Source organism: Butyricimonas sp. RTP31003st1_G1_RTP31003_210430 (assembly GCF_040920905.1).
GTDB classification, from domain to species: domain Bacteria; phylum Bacteroidota; class Bacteroidia; order Bacteroidales; family Marinifilaceae; genus Butyricimonas; species Butyricimonas paravirosa.
Genome location: NZ_JBCOSQ010000021.1, coordinates 34,450 through 51,765, shown reverse-complemented (window position 1 = coordinate 51,765; position 17,316 = coordinate 34,450). Strand labels below are relative to the sequence as shown.

The 17,316-nt window shown below is 46.4% G+C and carries 11 protein-coding genes; 10 read left to right on the top strand and 1 reads right to left on the bottom strand.

Going from position 1 to position 17,316, the window contains the following annotated elements:
* Positions 1–15 precede the first annotated feature (15 nt).
* Positions 16–1,911 carry a TlpA family protein disulfide reductase gene (locus AB5542_RS08560; RefSeq protein WP_279039314.1) on the top strand — a complete coding sequence of 632 codons (1,896 nt, stop codon included), beginning with the start codon at positions 16–18 and terminating at the stop codon, positions 1,909–1,911.
* Here the strand turns inward: AB5542_RS08560 and AB5542_RS08555 are convergent.
* The gene (locus AB5542_RS08555) at positions 1,908–2,345 is read right to left on the bottom strand and encodes an N-acetyltransferase (RefSeq protein WP_118594332.1); all 438 of its coding nucleotides are present in this window, start codon (positions 2,343–2,345) and stop codon (positions 1,908–1,910) included. The genes AB5542_RS08560 and AB5542_RS08555 overlap by 4 nt on opposite strands.
* A gap of 277 nt (positions 2,346–2,622) precedes the next feature.
* Between AB5542_RS08555 and AB5542_RS08550 the strand changes: the two genes are divergently transcribed.
* The 9 genes from AB5542_RS08550 to AB5542_RS08510 all read left to right on the top strand — a co-directional run bounded on the left by AB5542_RS08550 (position 2,623) and on the right by AB5542_RS08510 (position 17,281).
* Entirely contained in the window at positions 2,623–5,193 is a 2,571-nt protein-coding gene (locus tag AB5542_RS08550) for an ATP-binding protein (protein ID WP_279039317.1), read from the top strand.
* 68 nt (positions 5,194–5,261) lie between these two features.
* Positions 5,262–5,537 (top strand): hypothetical protein, encoded by a 276-nt coding sequence (locus tag AB5542_RS08545; protein ID WP_118303072.1) that lies wholly within the window; start codon positions 5,262–5,264, stop codon positions 5,535–5,537.
* Between the two features lie 48 nt (positions 5,538–5,585).
* The gene (locus AB5542_RS08540) at positions 5,586–6,155 is read left to right on the top strand and encodes an RNA polymerase sigma factor (protein WP_087419409.1); all 570 of its coding nucleotides are present in this window, start codon (positions 5,586–5,588) and stop codon (positions 6,153–6,155) included.
* A 71-nt stretch (positions 6,156–6,226) separates the two neighbouring features.
* Positions 6,227–7,405: a FecR family protein gene (locus AB5542_RS08535; RefSeq protein WP_279039320.1), complete on the top strand. Its 1,179-nt coding sequence runs from the start codon at positions 6,227–6,229 to the stop codon at positions 7,403–7,405.
* A gap of 133 nt (positions 7,406–7,538) precedes the next feature.
* Positions 7,539–11,060 carry a SusC/RagA family TonB-linked outer membrane protein gene (locus AB5542_RS08530; protein WP_279039322.1) on the top strand — a complete coding sequence of 1,174 codons (3,522 nt, stop codon included), beginning with the start codon at positions 7,539–7,541 and terminating at the stop codon, positions 11,058–11,060.
* A gap of 18 nt (positions 11,061–11,078) precedes the next feature.
* Positions 11,079–12,575: a RagB/SusD family nutrient uptake outer membrane protein gene (locus AB5542_RS08525; RefSeq protein ID WP_279039324.1), complete on the top strand. Its 1,497-nt coding sequence runs from the start codon at positions 11,079–11,081 to the stop codon at positions 12,573–12,575.
* Positions 12,576–12,601: 26 nt separating this feature from the next.
* Positions 12,602–13,591: a hypothetical protein gene (locus AB5542_RS08520; RefSeq protein ID WP_340278294.1), complete on the top strand. Its 990-nt coding sequence runs from the start codon at positions 12,602–12,604 to the stop codon at positions 13,589–13,591.
* Positions 13,592–13,916: 325 nt separating this feature from the next.
* On the top strand, positions 13,917–14,840 hold the full coding sequence (locus AB5542_RS08515) for an ABC transporter ATP-binding protein (protein WP_118303082.1): 924 nt from the start codon (positions 13,917–13,919) through the stop codon (positions 14,838–14,840).
* A gap of 26 nt (positions 14,841–14,866) precedes the next feature.
* Positions 14,867–17,281 (top strand): Gldg family protein, encoded by a 2,415-nt coding sequence (locus tag AB5542_RS08510; protein WP_270543071.1) that lies wholly within the window; start codon positions 14,867–14,869, stop codon positions 17,279–17,281.
* Positions 17,282–17,316: the final 35 nt, after the last annotated feature.

Here is a 17,316-nt window from a genome sequence, read left to right as displayed (position 1 = left end):
GATAAAATAGCAAATATGATAAAATTAAGTCGAATTGTCTTGATGTTCCTGTTCGTGGGCATTCTCGTCGCTTGCCAACCGAGGGAACGGGTGATTGATTACCCGGCCTTTCAGGCTAAAAATTCTGCATCACTTGAGATCTCCCGTATTGTTTTGAATGACACGGCTACTATTATTTATGCCGATGTCGAGCAATTTCCCGGTGGCTGGGCCCGGGTGGATTCCGGGATCTATATTTTGGCGAACGGGCAAAAGAATCTTGCCTTGAAGTCGGAAGGATTGAAGTTGAGCGAGAAATTCGAGATGCGTGATACCGGGTTGCTCTCGTTCAAGTTGTTTTTCCCGCCGCTCCCGAGAGGGGTGAATTCGATCGATTTGATCGAGAGCCGGATGAATCTGGGGGGCTGGCATGTTTGGGGATTGAATTTGAATCCTGATGTTGAAGTGGCTGCCATGGCTGTCCCGTCGGACGTGTCTGCCCGGGACTGGAAGGAAGCTACCACGTTACCACCGGCTGAGTTGAAGACGGGGAAAACGAGGGTGAAAGTGCGTTTATGCGGTTATCGTGATTTGATGGACGGGCGAGATGTCGAGCTTTTCGTGAGCGATATGTTTAGCCCCGGGAAGGAGTTGTCGAAGAGGATTGATAAAGATCATAGCTGTACGTTTGAGTTTGATCAATATTCCACGACGTGGGTCTATTTGAGTAACACACTCTTCCACACGATGATCGTGCTTGATCCGGGGGATGACGTGGAGGTGTATGTCGATTTGGAAGAGGCTACCCGAAGGGCTTCCCGCTACCAGAAAGACCGGATGAAGGCTCATCGTTTGGCTTACGTGGTCGGGGAAAGTCGATTTATCCCCTTGAATTACGCGTTACAGGATGAGTACGAGGATGGATTTTCCATGTATTCTTTCTATGAGGATATAAACGGGATGAATGCCGACGAGTATATCGCGTACGTGATGAAGCTTTGCCGGGCCGAGATGGATCGTTTGGCGAATGACAAGGCGCTGCCGGACGGGGTACGGAAATACCGGGAGATCGGGGTGAAAGGTTTTGTGATGAGGCTGGTTTGTTCCGGGGAGTCTAATTTGGAAACGGCTTACCGGGAGGCGAATCATATCGGGTGGGATCAACGGGAGATCGATTTCAAGGCCCCGGAGTTCACGGATAAGCATTTTGCGGTGTTGAAGGATTTGGATGTGAACCGGTTGGATATGTTGTACGCTCGTGATTTCCCGTATTGTTTTGATATTGTTGGTTACCGGATTCCCTCGTTGAATCGGTTGGAAAAGATACTGGGGAACCAAGAAGGATTTTTAATTGATTATTTCAAATTGCAGGGTATTTACGAGCAATTGGAGAATATGAAACCCTTGACGAAAGAGCAACAGCGGAACCTGGCATCTATCGACCCCTATTACACGAAGGCTTTTGAACAGGTGAAGCAGCAGATTGACGCGAAAGTTGCGGAAAGTAAGGTGAAAGCGGGAAAACGAATCCGGGAGGTTCCGTCGGTGTCCGAGAAAAAGCTATTCGATGCTATTATGGCCCGGTATAAGGGGAAAGTGGTGATGGTGGACTTGTGGGCCACGTGGTGCGGACCTTGCCGGGGGGCGATTGCCTCTTTTGAACCCAGGAAGAATAAGTTCAAGGATAAGGATGTTGTTTTCGTGTATATCACGAACGAATCTTCTCCGGAATCCAAATGGTTGGAGATGGTGGCAGGAATCGAGGGGGAGCATTATCGTTTGAATCGTAAACAATGGGATTATATATGTGATTATTTCGGCGTGGACGGGATTCCCTCGTATGTCATTGTCGATCGGGACGGGAATGCCCGGTTGAGAAATGATTTGAGGGGATCGGGGATGTTGGAACAGGAATTGTCGGGGATGCTTTAAGCGTCTTGTTGATATTTCATCGTGAACTCTTGCCGGCCGGTTTGTTCGTCGGTTTGTTCACGTGTGATCGTAAAGCCTTGGCGTTTGTAGAATGTCAAGGCTTGCGTGTTTTCCGCGTAAACATTTAATTCCAATTCGGGGTGTTGTAACTTGATACGAGTCATAAGGGAATGTCCGATTCCTTGGCCTTGTCGGTCAGGAGAGACGAAAAGGGCGGCGATGTAGTTGCCGATTAAGGAGATAAATCCCGTGATCTCGTTTGTGTGTTCGTCTTCATTGACGAGGGTTTGGCTTTGTGGCAGGTACTTGTTACGCATATCCGGAACTTTGTTTTCCCAGTAGGAACGGGGAATGAAGGAGTGGGCGATGGCGGATGCTTCCAGCCATATCCGGATGACAGAGTCTTCGTCTTGTTGTTGGAAGTAGCGGATCATGGTTTTGTATGTTTTTGTGTTTATGTTGATGTGGGCGAATGTAGCAAAAAATAGGCGAGATTGAAAATGTTTTTTATGAAGAGGAATAAATGTTGGAAGAGAGGGTGATAAAATTGTAATAGCCTGAAGTGCTGATTTTCAGAAAAAAGTTGTTACTTTTGTATGGTTGCGATTCATTGGAGAAGGGATGGAGACATTGATTTTTTGTCATGAGGTGCGGCGCTTTACCAAAAAGTGTATGTTTAAATATTTTTTGCATTAAATAAAAATAAGAATAATGGATTTTGTATCTCCTGAACACTTGTTCGAGGAACTTCCTCTCACGAAAGAAGAGGCGAGTATTCTTGACGAGTATATTTGCGATTATGATTTCACGGTTGTTGGAAAACAAGGGCCGGAGTGGATATTTTCTTTCTTGGGTGTTGTTCGTGCGGAGTTAGGGGGAGAGGAAATGATCTTGGAAGATTATGATCTTCTGAATGATATTTTTATTCGTATATTGGAATGGATGCTTGAGGGGTCCGATTATTTGAAATGTTTTGAAGGGGTCAAGTTGAATGATGCCCGAATGCAAGTGGAACGTTATCTGGATGAGGCTATTGCCAGTAGAGAGGCGATCCGGTTGATTGATGCAGAGGAAGAAGGGGAGTATATTACTTCGAAGTTAGAGAAATTGATGGTGTCGGGTTACCTGTACAAGAAATCGCTCGTGTGGATAACGCTACTGACGATCGTTCGGTTTAGTCCGAGGTTGCATTTATTGCCGGCACGGGGGCTCGTTTTACTGGTGTATAACACGTTGAATAAACCTAATCCAAGGGTGATGGAACGTTTTAACGAACGGGTAGCTCTTGTGAGAGAACAGGATGATGCGCTGTGTTTTGAGGGACATACCCGGGATCAGATTCAGGAGGCTGTTTGGATTCTTGGGGCCCGGATTTTGTTGGGGGATCCCGTGCAGGAAGAACTGGCAAGCTTGCGTTCCATGTTTTTCAGATACTTGTATGTATTACAGGATAAGGAAGATGAAGTGATTCGGAAGAATGCGTTTAATTCTTTATTGTTTAACCAGAAGAATGCCGTGTTCACGTGGGAGGAATTGTTAAAATTCTCCATTCCTGTCCTGATGGAATCTATTGCAGAAAAGACGGTTGACGCGATTAGAAATTGTCAGGGGCGTCTGTACGAGGGACACGGGCAATTATTAGTGGAAACGAAAGCAATCACGCTTGCCGCTCCGGTTTCTTTAAAGTTTGACACGCTGATGGAGATTGACGGTGTCGCTTTGAAACTCGGGTACAGTAAGAAAAAGTTGAGTTTTGAAGAAGGGTTGGTGGGGACAACCCAAGCGTGGAGAAGTATCCTCGCTGACTTTTCGGATGAGTTGAGAAAGAGCGTGATTCATAAAAAGCGGCCGCCCGTGGGGGCTGTCGTGAATATACGGGTGAAGCTGGTGCATAATTTTAAACCCACGCTGGCTTTCGTTACGATCGTGGACCCGCGGTATGATGGACAGGGCATTTTGCATGTCAGCCAAGTGACACGGGCAAGGTTGGATAGTTTAAAAGATATTCTTCATCCCGGGGATATTATGACAGCGACGGTGGTGGAGTCGGAGGATGATCGCTTGCAGTTCTCGATCTGGGAGGAACTGAATCAAGTGGCCGTGGAGCATTTGCGGGTAGGGGATCAGTGCAACGCCTTACTCCTGAGTGAGAAGAATGGTTTCCTGACATGGTTGTCTGAAAGTGGTTTCTTGGTTTCGACTCCTCTTGCTGAAGGGGTGAGTGAGGAGAGAGGGGGGTATTATCTTTTGGAGGTTACCGATGTTCCCCCGGTAGGGAGGATCAAAGGAAAGATTCTAGGTGCCACGAAGGAACGATTTGACCGGCACGAGGCGGTTGCTAATCTGGTTTACAGTTATATAGAAGAGTGCAAGAAATATAAAAACGGGGATGGACAGGGGAAGTTTAACACGGGGAAGATCGAGCGTTCTATCGGGGTTTCAGGTAAGTACGTGAAGGAGTTGATCCGGCTGTTGCAGCTTTACCTGACGCAAGAGGTTTGTTTGGAGAATCTGAATTTACTTTATTTTATTCGCTTATTGGCTCACGTGTTAGGAGATTATCGTTTGAAAGGGTATTATGATTGCCTGATCAATCATTTGATCGTGAAGTATGAATTTATAGAGGGACGTTTAGAAACACTGGATCTGGGCGCACTGGAGAAGGACTTCCGGGCTTACCCGGCATTGGAACCTTTGTGGGCGGTGATCCGGATGCTGGCATCCTACGGGGATCGTTCTTTCGCGGGGGATTTGGAACGTCTTTCTCATTCTGAGGATGATTACGTGGCTAAAGTGGCCGAATCTATATTGGCTAAGGAGGGGCAGGGAAATCTTACGGAAGAATCCCGTTGGAGGGAAGATGAGTTATTGGAATTGTTGTCTTTGAAGGGGAAGGAGGATACCATAGTCGGGAACATGAAAGAAAAGCAAACGTTTAAGAATTCACTGGTCTATCCGGTGGGGGCGAGACATGTGGACGTGGAGGCTCAGCTGGATTCGATCATGCAGGATATGTGCAGTTTTTTGAATGGACAGGGGGGAACCGTGTATATCGGGATGAGTGATAAAGGGGTGCCTGTGGGGATTCAGGCGGATTTGGATTACTTGTGTTGTAATTTGGATAAGTATGAGTTGTTCCTTCATCAAAGGATAAAGGAGGCTTTCGGGGAAGAAGTGGACCGGACAATTCAGATTGAAAGGAAACAATTCGGAGATAAGGTGGTGGAGGCTCTCGTGGTTCCGCATTTCGACCGGGTGGTGGAGTATCATTCGGAGAATTGAAAGGCCGTTAGAGGTGAAAGTCGGTTTCAAGAGTTTTGGAGGGGATTGTAACATGAATAATTGGGATTATGGAATGGAATCGAGTGGGTAGCGTGATATGCCTGTTGGGTGGAATCATACTTGTCTTTGGTGGGGTTTATATGATCTTGACGGGACAGACGTCTGGGGGATATACTTCCGGGTCAATGGGGAATGTCCAGTATGGCACGATGGATGGGTACGGGGTGTTGTTCGTGGGAGGAGGAATGCTTGCAACTGCTCTTGTTTGTTATTTGAGCTATAAGAATCAGATTAAGAAAAAGAAGAAGAAAAAAAGAAAAGGTGGTTCGAAGAAGAAATTATAACCAATACTAAATATTTTTCATATATTTGTTTTTAAGTAGCACATTTATATGGAGCTTGGTGATGGATATACGAAATTAGTTTACGGGGTAAATCGTAAAGACGAAAAAGCGTGGCAAGAGTTGTTCGACTCTTACTATGAAAGTTTGTGTCATCATGCGGCTCGGATTTTATTGGATGATCACGTGGCGGAGGATGTCGTGCAGGAGGTGTTCGTGAACTTGTGGAACGGAACAGCTGTTTTCGAGAACGAGAAGGCTTTGACGGTTTATTTGTATCGTTCGGTGACGAACAACGCGTTGAAATATTTGCGGGACCGGAACACGGAAGAGGCCCGGTTGAGGTTGTGGAGTGAGGTGGAACGGGAGATGTCCGAAGAGGATTTTTCGAGCGTGGTGCGGGAAGAGGTGTTGCGCAAGTTGAGGGAGTTGATTGATTTATTACCGGGAGAACGTCGGAAAGTGATCTTGATGAGCATGGACGGGATGAGCGGGGAGGAGATTGCGGCGAAGTTGGGCGTGACGATTCATACGGTTAAACAACAAAAATATCTAGCCTATAAATTTATAAAACAGGAACTTGGCAAGTACTGGATCGTGGCCATGTTATTTTTTCTGTAAAAAAATCATTTTTCTTTTTATACTTTTTCGGTTTTTTGGATTTGATAAATGAATCCAATATAAAAAGTGTAATGAAACGTCACGGTCATACTATATTTGAGGTTGTTCAACAAGTGGTTCGAAACTTTTTCAACGAGGAAGATGAAGAGACGAAAAAGGAGTTTCAGCAATTGATGCGAGAACCGGGCTTGTTGAATAATGCTTCCGGGCTGGAAGACAAAAAACAGCTTGTGTCTTGGCTGAAGGAACCTTCTCGTTTTTCTTCGAAGGATGGGTACAAGAAATTTCAGACATACGTGAGACGGGGACGGAAAGTCCGGGTGATACGGAAGGTGGGGATTGCTGCCTCATTTTTACTGGCTCTTGTTCTAGGAGGGACAGCTTACTGGTTGAATGTACATTGGGAAAAACGGAATCACGTGGAGTTAGTTGAAGAGATACAGCCCATCATGTCAAAGGGATATATTATGCTGGACGATGGGACCCGGATTGATTTGGGAGAGGATAAAGGAGAGGTTCGGGAGGCGGATGGGATAAAGATTACCCGGGATTCCGTGAAGGTGGTGTATGCCTCGGAAAATGTAACGCCAACGGATAGAATTGCTTATAACGAGTTGAATGTCCCGCGGGGAGGGGAGTATATGTTGGTGCTGACGGATGGAACGAAAGTGTGGGTGAATGCTGATTCCCGGTTGAAGTTCCCGGTACGTTTTCGAGAGGATCGCCGGGAGGTGTATCTGTTGTCGGGGGAGGCTTATTTTGAGGTGGAGAGAGATGCATCGAAACCTTTTCTAGTGCATACATCCCGGGGATGCGTGACGGTGTTGGGGACGGAATTTAATGTGCGTGATTACCCGGAAGAGCATCGGGTGGTGACCACGCTGGTAAATGGTTCCGTGCAGTTCACGGGGAAGGATAAAAAGAAGGTTGTACTGGAACCGGGGTTTCAGGTTATCGCTGATTCTTTGACGGGGACGTGGGATGTGCGGGAAGTGAATCTGAAAGAGTACGTGGGATGGCGTAACGGGCTTTACGTGTTTAGTCATTTGACGCTGGAGGAATTGATGAGGGTGATCGAGCGGAATTATGACGTGACGGTCTTCTTCGCGAACGAAGAGTGTAAGCGACTGGTTTTTTCGGGAGATTTACAGAAGTACGAGATGGTCGAGCATTTTTTGAGATTTATAGAGACGGGCGGGGATGTTCGCTTTGTGGTGAAGGAGCGTACGATTACTGTGTATAAAAAATAAGACAGGGTTGCCCTGGTCCGGCAACCCCGTCTAAGTTGTTATAATTATCTATAATTAAACATTCAAATGTATGAAAAAAAATTGGATTAATAGGCGTGGTGTGCCTATCCATGTCTTAAAAAAAGTTTTTTTGATGATGAAACTGACTTTCTTATTAACCGTTGTGTTGCAGGTCAGTACTTGGGCAACGGGGTTCTCCCAGGAGAACAGGGTGTCTTTGCAGATGAAAGATGTTTCCTTGGAAACGATTATTCTGGAGTTACGGGAACAGACGGGGATTCGCTTTTTTTATAGTATCGATAAGATAAAAGCGATTGAGCACCTTTCTATCGATGTCAAGAACGAGGTGTTGAAGGATGTGTTGAGTCGCTTGTTGGAGGGGACGGGGCTCACGTACACGTTGCTGGATGATGTGATCGTGATCAAGGATTTGGTGGTCAATCAAGATCCCGTGAGGATTTTCATCCGGTTGAAAGGATGGGTTGTAGATGAGAAAAAGCGGGCGATGCCGGGGGTTACGGTAAAATTATCGGGAACTTCTCTCGGGACTGCCACGGATGCGAAGGGGTGGTTTTCGTTGCAATTACCTGTTCCCGAGGGTAGGCTGGAGTTTTCTTTCGTGGGGTTTGCCACCCAGATCGTTGACTTCTCGGTCCGCACGGCGAGAGACACGATGCGAGTTGTTTTGAAAGAGGATCTGATTAAAATGGATGAAGTGGTTGTCACGGGCTATCAGGCCGTGAAAAAGAAAGCGATGGCCGGTTCATACTCGAAAGTGGATGCCGATGAATTGGTGATGACCGGATCGCAGACACTCGAACAGATGTTGCAGGGGAAACTGCCGGGTGTGATGGTGATTAACCAGAGCGGTTTGACCGGTACCCGTCAGAAAGTGCGTGTTCGGGGTACTTCCACGCTGGTCGGGAATGCCGATCCGGTGTGGGTGGTTGACGGGATTATCCAACAGGACCCGTTGCCTTTCAGCACCAGTGAATTGACCAATATTGGTGATGATAATATGGATATGATCAAGAACTTTGTCGGAGGGGCCATTGCTTGGTTGAATCCCAATGATATTCAGGATATAACCGTGTTGAAGGATGCTTCGGCCACGGCCATTTATGGGGTAAAGGCCGCTAACGGGGTGATCGTGATCACGACGAAGAAAGGAGAGCGGGGACGTTTGTCGTTGAACTATTCCGGTAATTTTTCGGTGGGTGAGAAGTTGAATTATGACAAGCTGGAGATCATGAATTCCAAACAGCGAGTTGACCTTTCCCGGGAGGCTTACGAGAGGGGGGCTCAAGTGCCGAATGATAAAATCGGTTATATCGGTTTGGCGTTAGCTTACCAGCGGGGAGAGATTTCTTACGACGAGTTTGATCGGGGGGCTAAGGCGTTGGAATCCGTGAACACGAACTGGTTTGACGTGCTTTACCAAACCCCGTTTTCTCATTCTCATTCGTTGAGTTTTTCGGGAGGTAATGAAAACTCGACTTATTATGCCTCTCTGGGTTATTCAAGTAACCAAAATACGGCAAAGGGAAATTCACAGACTTCTTATACCGGGCGGTTGAATCTGAGTTCGACGTTTTGGAATAAACTACGGCTGAATGTCTCTTTATCCGGCTCACACACGGAGACAAAAGCTTTTGCCAATGGTGTGGACCCGTTCAATTATGCTATTAATGCTAACCGAGCTATTGCTTGTTACGAGGAGGACGGGAGCCTGTTTTATTATGCTAGCGGGGACAACGGGTATGATTATAATATTTTGAATGAATTGAAATATTCCGGGAATGAAAATAGGAGTAGAAGCCTGAATCTGAGTGTTGATGCACGCTGGACTATTCTGGATGGTTTTGTTTTCTCTACCACTTTGGGGGGAGGTTCTATTTCTACGTTCGGGGAGTCGTGGTTTACGGAACGGACTCATTACATTGCCGGAATCCGTGGGTATAATTATGGCGAATACGATGTGTTTGACACGGATTTCAAAGTTTCGCCTTTGCCCTATGGAGGCGAGCTGAACGTGGATGAGAATGAAGGATTCAATTATAGCTGGCGAGGACAGTTTGAATATATAAAGAATTTTGGCCGTCACGCCGTGAATGTGATGGTTGGGGGTGAGTTGAGTAGTAATAAGCATAAATCTTACGCGCAAACGAATTATGGTTATATGCCGGAGCGGGGCTTGTCGTTCGTGGATGTGCCTCTGGGTACGAGACCGAGTACGGATGCTAATTACACGCTGAACGGGTATGCGCGTACGGCTCCCTCTTTGACGAAATCGTTGAATAACACGTTGTCTTACTATGTTTCAGGTTCTTATATGTATGACAATCGGTATGCCTTGAATTTTTCCGTGAGAGGTGATGGTTCCAACCGTTTCGGGCAGGATGAGAAGGAGAAATATCTGCCGGTGTGGTCTATCGGTGCCCGTTGGAACGTGACGGATGAACATTGGTTGCAGGGGCAGGATTTGTTGAATTATTTGTCTTTGTCGGCAACCTTCGGTTATCAAGGGAACGTGGTGGAGAATGTGAGTGCGAATCTGATTGCTAAGATCCTGCCTTTAGACCCGGAGACGGGAGAGTTCAAGATGACTTACACGAAATTACCGAATCCCGATTTGAAATGGGAAAAGACGAAGTCGATTAATTTAGGAATTAATTTCAGCGTTTTGCATAGTAAGGTAAACGGTTCGTTCGAGTATTATTACAAGAAAACGGAGGATTTGGTTACCCAACGGGAGATTCCTTACGAGAACGGGGAGCATTCCATGTACGTGAATGGTGGTAATATGAAAAATTCGGGTTGGGAGTTGTCGTTCAGTTTGGTACCTGTTCGGACACGAGATTTCGTGTGGAGCTTGGGATTCAATACCTCGAAAGTGTATAACGAGGTGAGTTCGGAATTTGAACCGACAGGAGATTGGAAAGAGGTTACAGGCGGGAAATATAACAAGAAAGGGTATCCTGTTTCCAGTTTCTGGGCATTCCGTTTTGCCGGGTTGAACCCGAAAAATGGCGGGCCTTTATTCGATATGTCCGGGGCGGCCACGAATGCGGGGGAACTGGATGTGACACAGTACATGGTTCATGTCGGGAAGCTGGACCCGGATTTAACGGCTGGATTGAATATGAACTTCCGCTACAAGAATTGGACGCTGGCGACTTCTTTCTATTTATCAACCGGTAACCAGTGTTTTTTGAGTTCACCGTATGGAGAGATGAATAACACGTACGGTATGCCGAGCGAGTATAGGAATGCATCGACTCAATTGTTGAAACGCTGGCGGGAATCAGGCGACGAGAAATACACGAGTATTCCTTCTATCCCGGTGGGCGAGAATTGTTTGCCGATGTACCCGTTTAAAGATTCCAGCGTGAGCCTTTATCCTTACGAGGCGTGGGCGAATTCGGATGTCCGGGTTGTGGACGCGTGGTATTTGCGTTGCAACAGTATAAGTCTTTCTTACGTGTTCCCGGAGAGATTGATTCGTCGGTTTGCCCAGAACGTGGGTTTTACCATGACGTTATCCAATCCCTTCCAGATTGTGAGTAGCGATTTTGATAGCCGGGATCCGGAGGTGGCGAAGGGAAGCCAGCCATTGACGAGGAATTTTACCTTTAGTTTGAACGTGAGTTTTTAATTAAAATAGATAAAGAGCATGAAGTCGATCGTATTAACACTCGTTGGTTCGTTTATGTTGTGGATGCTTGTCGGTTGTGACGGTTTCCTTGACGAATATAGTATAACCGAAGTTCGGCCGACAGAACTTACCGATATAGAACAGTTGTTGCTGGGAGATGCTTATCTGGATGCCGGACAGAAAGAGGTGCAGTATAATATCATGGATATTTTCACGGATGATATAAAGTGTAACGGGTTGGGGAATGAAGGTTACCGGACTTATTTCGAGAATATGAGGTGGCGTTTTTTGTGGGATGCAGATATGTTCAACAATGCCGGGGGCGGGTATGACGCTGCCTTCTGGGAGTTGCCTTACAACAAGATCTTGGGATGTAATATCGTGCTGGATTGTCTGGATGAGATGACCGGGGAGACATCTTTGAGGGAGAACCTTCGGGGGGAGGCGTTGACGTTACGTTCTATGTATTACCTGATGTTGGTGAATATGTATGGAATGCCTTATAATGAGGGCGACCCGAATTTGAATCCGGGAGTGCCTTTGAAGTTGACGATGGAGGTGCGGGACGAACGATTTCCTCGTAATTCCGTGGCCGAGGTGTACGGGCAGATCGAACAGGATTTGTTGAGGGGTAATCGGCTGTTGACAGAGTATGATTATAACCGTAACTTTTTGAGGATAGGTCATTTGGCAGCCAAGGCTCTTTTGTCGAGGGTGTATCTGTACATGGAGGATTGGGACCGGGCGATAGCTTACGCGGACAGCGTGTTGCAGGTGAAACCGAATCTGTTGGATTTGAACAGGGTGAATTGGGGACTGCCTAGATCCCCGGAATCGTTATCCGTGTATGCTACCGGAACGCCGGACGAGGTGATCTGGATGCGTGAAGGTTACCGGGAATTGGCAGATATGCAGGCCTCTGATCCTTGTTATATAGTTTCCGATGAATTGTTGGATTTATATGGTTCCTGTAACCAAACGATGGTGCAACAAAAGACGATCCGGGATATACGGGGTTGCTTGTATTTCGCATGGAATTTTAAAATGGCTTTCCCGTCTGTGACGTATTACCGGAGTTATTTATCTATCGGGGGAAGTGATAATGGCGTGTATCAAGGGATTCGCACGGCTGAAATGTATTTGAATCGAGCCGAGGGATATATCCGTAAATATATGGCCGGAGGGGATGCGTCTTATTGCCGGAAGGCTTTAGATGATTTGAATGAATTACGTCGCCACCGTTTTAATAATCAGTACACGTATGAGGAGGTGAATATCACGGATCCGGATGATTTGTTTCAGTTTTACCAAGAGGAACGCCGTCGGGAGTTAGCCGGGGACTGGATGCATCGTTGGTGTGATTTGAGAAGGTACGGTATGCCGGAAATTAATCATACTCTTTTCGAGACGGCTTCCGGCAACAAGACCGAGGCGACTTTGCAGAAGAACAGGTACGTGTTGCCGATCGCGGAAGAGGTGATCCGTTTGAATCCCAGATTGGAACAGAATAAATAGTCATGGAATTTAAAACTAAGGGTATTATGAGATATTTTTTGATAATAATATTAGGATTGTTTTTGTGGACGGGATGTAATGATGATGACGAAAAGTTGACACCTTCGACAGAACCGGAGTTTCGTTATGTCCTTCCGCAAGGGAATCACGATTACGACACGAAGATCGTGAGCTGGTATGAAGACTGCGGGATTTATTTCCTGTATAAGTTCGAGGATAAGGATGTGTATTATAACGAGAATGACCGATGGGCGGGATTTGTGGATGATACGATGCAAATTAATGATGGTGAGCTAGCGTTTTATAATGCCGGTTTGCGTGTGGAGTTGCCGGACGAGGAATATGTCGGTAAGCAATTGGAGTGGATCGAGAAGTTGTTTTTGAATCATTATTCCAAGGAACTTCTGAAGAAGAAGATGGTGAAAAAGGTGATTCTTGCCAAGAATGTGACTTATTGTTATCGTTTGGGAAATAAGGATCTGGCAGAACAGGAACGGGATTATTTCAGTAATATCGCCAATACACTGATATTTAGTCATGGGGATGCGTCCGTGGAGAATATGACGAATGAAGATTTGCTGGAGATGAAGAATGAGTTGCACACGTGGATGTTGACGGAGAAGTTGGTGGATGATTACCCGATGGCGGAGTTGGAGGATTTCCTTTCCGTGACGGATTATTCTAAAACCTTGTCCGCGGATTATTACGAGGAGTGGATGGCTGAAGGTTGGTTAGGACGGTTGGCGAACTCCGAGGAAGCGGCAAAGAGCGAGGATATTCGGAATTACGTGGAGATGATTATTACGACGCCGAAGGAGATGCTGGAAATAGATGTAAATTCAATCTCCTATCCTGACCCGTTGTTTTGGGTAATCGGGGATTATGATTATGCCGGTTTTTTACATCCGTCGATGGACGTGGCGGGGAACATTAAGAAAAAATACGATCTTATTGTCGCCGCGTTTAAAGATTGGGGGGTGGATTTACCGGTTATTGGTGAGTTGTATTACGAGTAGTTGAGTGACGATAGAGCATACATATCTCTGTAATGACTTATTTTATTGTGAGTTATAATGTGGGATGTTAGAAATAATATCTAAAGACGGTGAGTAATTCAACTCTCCCTCTGTTTATAGAGGGAGTACCCGAAGGGGGAGGGAGTTTTTGTAAATAAGTTGACTACATTGAAATAAACTCCTCCGTCACTTCGTGCCACCTCCTCTATAAACAGAGGAGGAGTTGGGATACAATCTTGCTTTGAAAGATGTGTATAGAGAAATGATGGCAACTTGCTGTCATGGGAGAACTATGTCTAGAATTTTATAATAATAAATCGTTTGTATGGAAAATCCAATTGTAAAAGTTGAACATTTGTATCATCGGTACACTTCCAGTCGCTGGGCGATAGAGGATATTAATTTCCAGATCGATGAAGCCGGGGTAGTCGGTCTTTTAGGATCGAACGGGGCGGGTAAGTCAACCACGATGAACATTATTTGTGGTGTGATGAGACAGACCACGGGCGAGGTGTATATCGACGGGATAAACACGTTGAAAGAGCCCGTGAAGGCTCGTAAGTTAATTGGTTTTTTGCCACAGAAACCGCCTTTGTACCCGGATCTGACGATCGACGAGTATTTGCGTTTTTGTGCCGAAATACAGTGGATGGATAAGAAAAAGATTAAATCGGCGATCGCTGTTGCCGAGGAACGTTGCGGCATTACTCACATGAAAGATCGGTTATTGCGTAATCTTTCGGGTGGGTACCAGCAACGCGTCGGGCTGGCTCAGGCCATCCTACATGATCCGAAGTTCGTGGTTCTCGATGAACCGACGAACGGGTTGGACCCGAACCAGATACTAGAAGTTCGCCAGTTAATCAAGGATATTGCCGTGGATCGGACCGTGATGCTTTCGACGCATATCTTGTCGGAAGTGCAGGCCACCTGTTCTTCTATCAAAATGATTGAACACGGGAGAGTGGTTTTTTCCGGTAGTACGGAAGATTTTGATAATTATATTGAACCGAACACGCTTTATTTGGAATTTGATCAGCTTCCGGTCGTGGATGAATTGATGAAGTTACCCGGTATCAAACGGGCGGAAGTGTTGGACAATCATGGCGTTCGCTTGTGGTATGACGGGGAGCGGGGAACGATCAAGCAAGTGATGCGGGAGGCGGTTTCCCGGGGATGGGATATGACAGAATTGCGAAAGGAGAAGAGTTCCATGGAGGCCGTGTTCGCTAAATTGTCCGGTAAATAATCAATTAATTCTAAGAAGTAAATGTTATGAGAGCAATATACAGAATAGCTCGTTTAGAGTTATCAAATCTTTTTTACTCGCCGATTGCGTGGTTGATCCTGATCCTTTTTGTCTTTATGACTGCGATGAACTTTACGGATGTGCTTTGGGCGTATGCTAGAAGTCAGGAATTCCGGGGCGGGGGGTTGTCTGATTTGTCCCGGGCGTTGTTTTTCGATGTCACGGGACGGGGGTTGTGGCCCAAGATTAGTAATTTGTTGTACATGATCATGCCTTTGTTGACGATGGGATTAATCAGCCAAGAGTTCAGCCGGGGATCGATCAAATTGTTATTCGTGGCCCCGATTACCAGTCGTCATATCGTGCTGGGAAAGTTTCTGGGGATGATGATGTACGGGTTGTTAATGTTTAGCGTGTTGCTGGTGTACGTTATCCTTGGCGGATGTTGGATTGAATCCTTTGACTGGGCGGCCGTGTTGACCGGGTTGTTGGGGTTGTACCTTCTTTTCGGAACTTACGCGGCAATCGGTCTGTTCATGTCCACGCTGACGACTTACCCGATCGTGGCGGCTATTTATATGCTGGCTTTGTTGACTTTCCTGCGTTTCGTGTCCGGGCTGTGGCAGGAATATACTTTTGTCCGGGACATCACGTATTGGCTGGCCTTGGACCGACGGGCCGGTACGTTTATTAACGGGATGATTTGCAGCGAGGATTTCCTTTATTTCGTTATCATGACGGCCATGTTCCTCGGGTTTGCGATTTTGAAATTGCAGTTTATCCGGGAGCGCCGTTCCATGTTGAGTAAAGTCGGGCGATTCTTGGGTGTGTTTATCGTGGCGATGTTACTGGGGTACGTGACTTCCCGGCCCATGCTACGATTGTATCACGATTCGACGCATACCAAGACAAATACGTTGACCGAAGCTAGCCAGGAGATCGTGTCCAAGTTGGACGGGGGATTGAAGATGACGACTTACGTGAATCTGTTTGGTAGTATTTACAATATTACTCCTGCCAAGGTGATGGCCGATATAGCACGCTATAATTCTTATATTCGTTTTAAGCCGGAGACAAAAATGGATTATGTGTTTTATTACTACACAGACACGACGGATGGGTTCTTTGCACATCGTTTTGCCGGGAAAACGTTGAGCGAGGCTGCGAAAGAGATGGCAAAGTTTCAAGGTGTTAATGCTAAAAAATATGTTCCTTTGTCTAAAGTTGACCCGGACGTGGATTTGAGAGATGAGGGGTATCGTTTCGTGGTATTGCTGGAACGTGAAAACGGGGAAAAGACTTTTCTACGGGTGTTTAACGATGCTCAAAGGGTTCCTTTTGAGACGGAGATTTCCGCCGCGTTAAAACGGATTGGCATGAAATTACCAAGTGTGGGTTTCCTCTCGGATCACTATGCCCGCACGATTACCGGAGATCGGAACCGGGATTATTCCTATATGGTGTCGGAAAAGCTCTATCGTTCGGCCTTGATTAATCAAGGTTTTGATGTGGTGGACGTGAAATTGAGCCGTAATTCTCAATTGCTTGATAGTTTGGATGTGCTGGTCGTTTCTGAACCGAGGGAACCCTTCTCGGAAGAGGAGTTGGATAAATTATATCGTTACGTGGAAAGCGGGAAGAACTTGATTATTGCGGGAAAACCGAGGACGAACAGTTATTTGGCCCCGTTGATGGAGAAACTGGGATTGCGTTTTGAACCGGGGATTCTGGTGCAGAAACAGGATCAGATAGCGGATAAAAATGCTGCCAGTATGCCTTCTGCCAGAGGTGCGGGTGGTGGCCCCGGAGCTTTGGGGCAGGCCGAGGAAAGGGAATATCCGGTTAGCCTGTTTCTTTGTAGAGCTACCGATGAAGCCAAGGGATTATCTAAACTTTGGGACGATTTGTACATAAAAACCAATCATCCTGAATGGCCTTACTCGATCGTGATGCCGGAGGCTTCAGCGGTTTTGCAAGTGGAAGATAAAGGTTTTAGGGTGACCCCGTTACTGGTTGGGCGTGATCCTTCGAGCTGGAACGAGTTGGAGACGATTGATTTTGTGAATGAAACACCCCTGTTGAATCTTAATGCCGGGGAGCAAGCCGGGACGAAGACCACGATGATGGCTTTGGAGCGTCAACAGGCAGGAAAGGAACAGCGAATTGTGGTTATCGGGGATGCGGATGCTTTCAGTATGGGAGAGGTGATGGCGAATCGTAGGGGGATACTTTCTATAAACGGGGGGCTGATCATGTCGATGTTTGAATGGTTGTCTTACGGGGAACTCCCGGTGGATACTTCCCGTCCCGATCCGGTTGACAATAACCTGACGATTGGTGCGGAGGCCGCCGGAAACGTGAAGACGATGTTGCAATGGATTCTACCGGTGTTGATTCTGCTGGGTGGTGTGTTATTGCTGTTCAGGAGAAAGGGAAAATAGAGAATGTATTTTGGTGCTGTTTTAATACAGTGTTT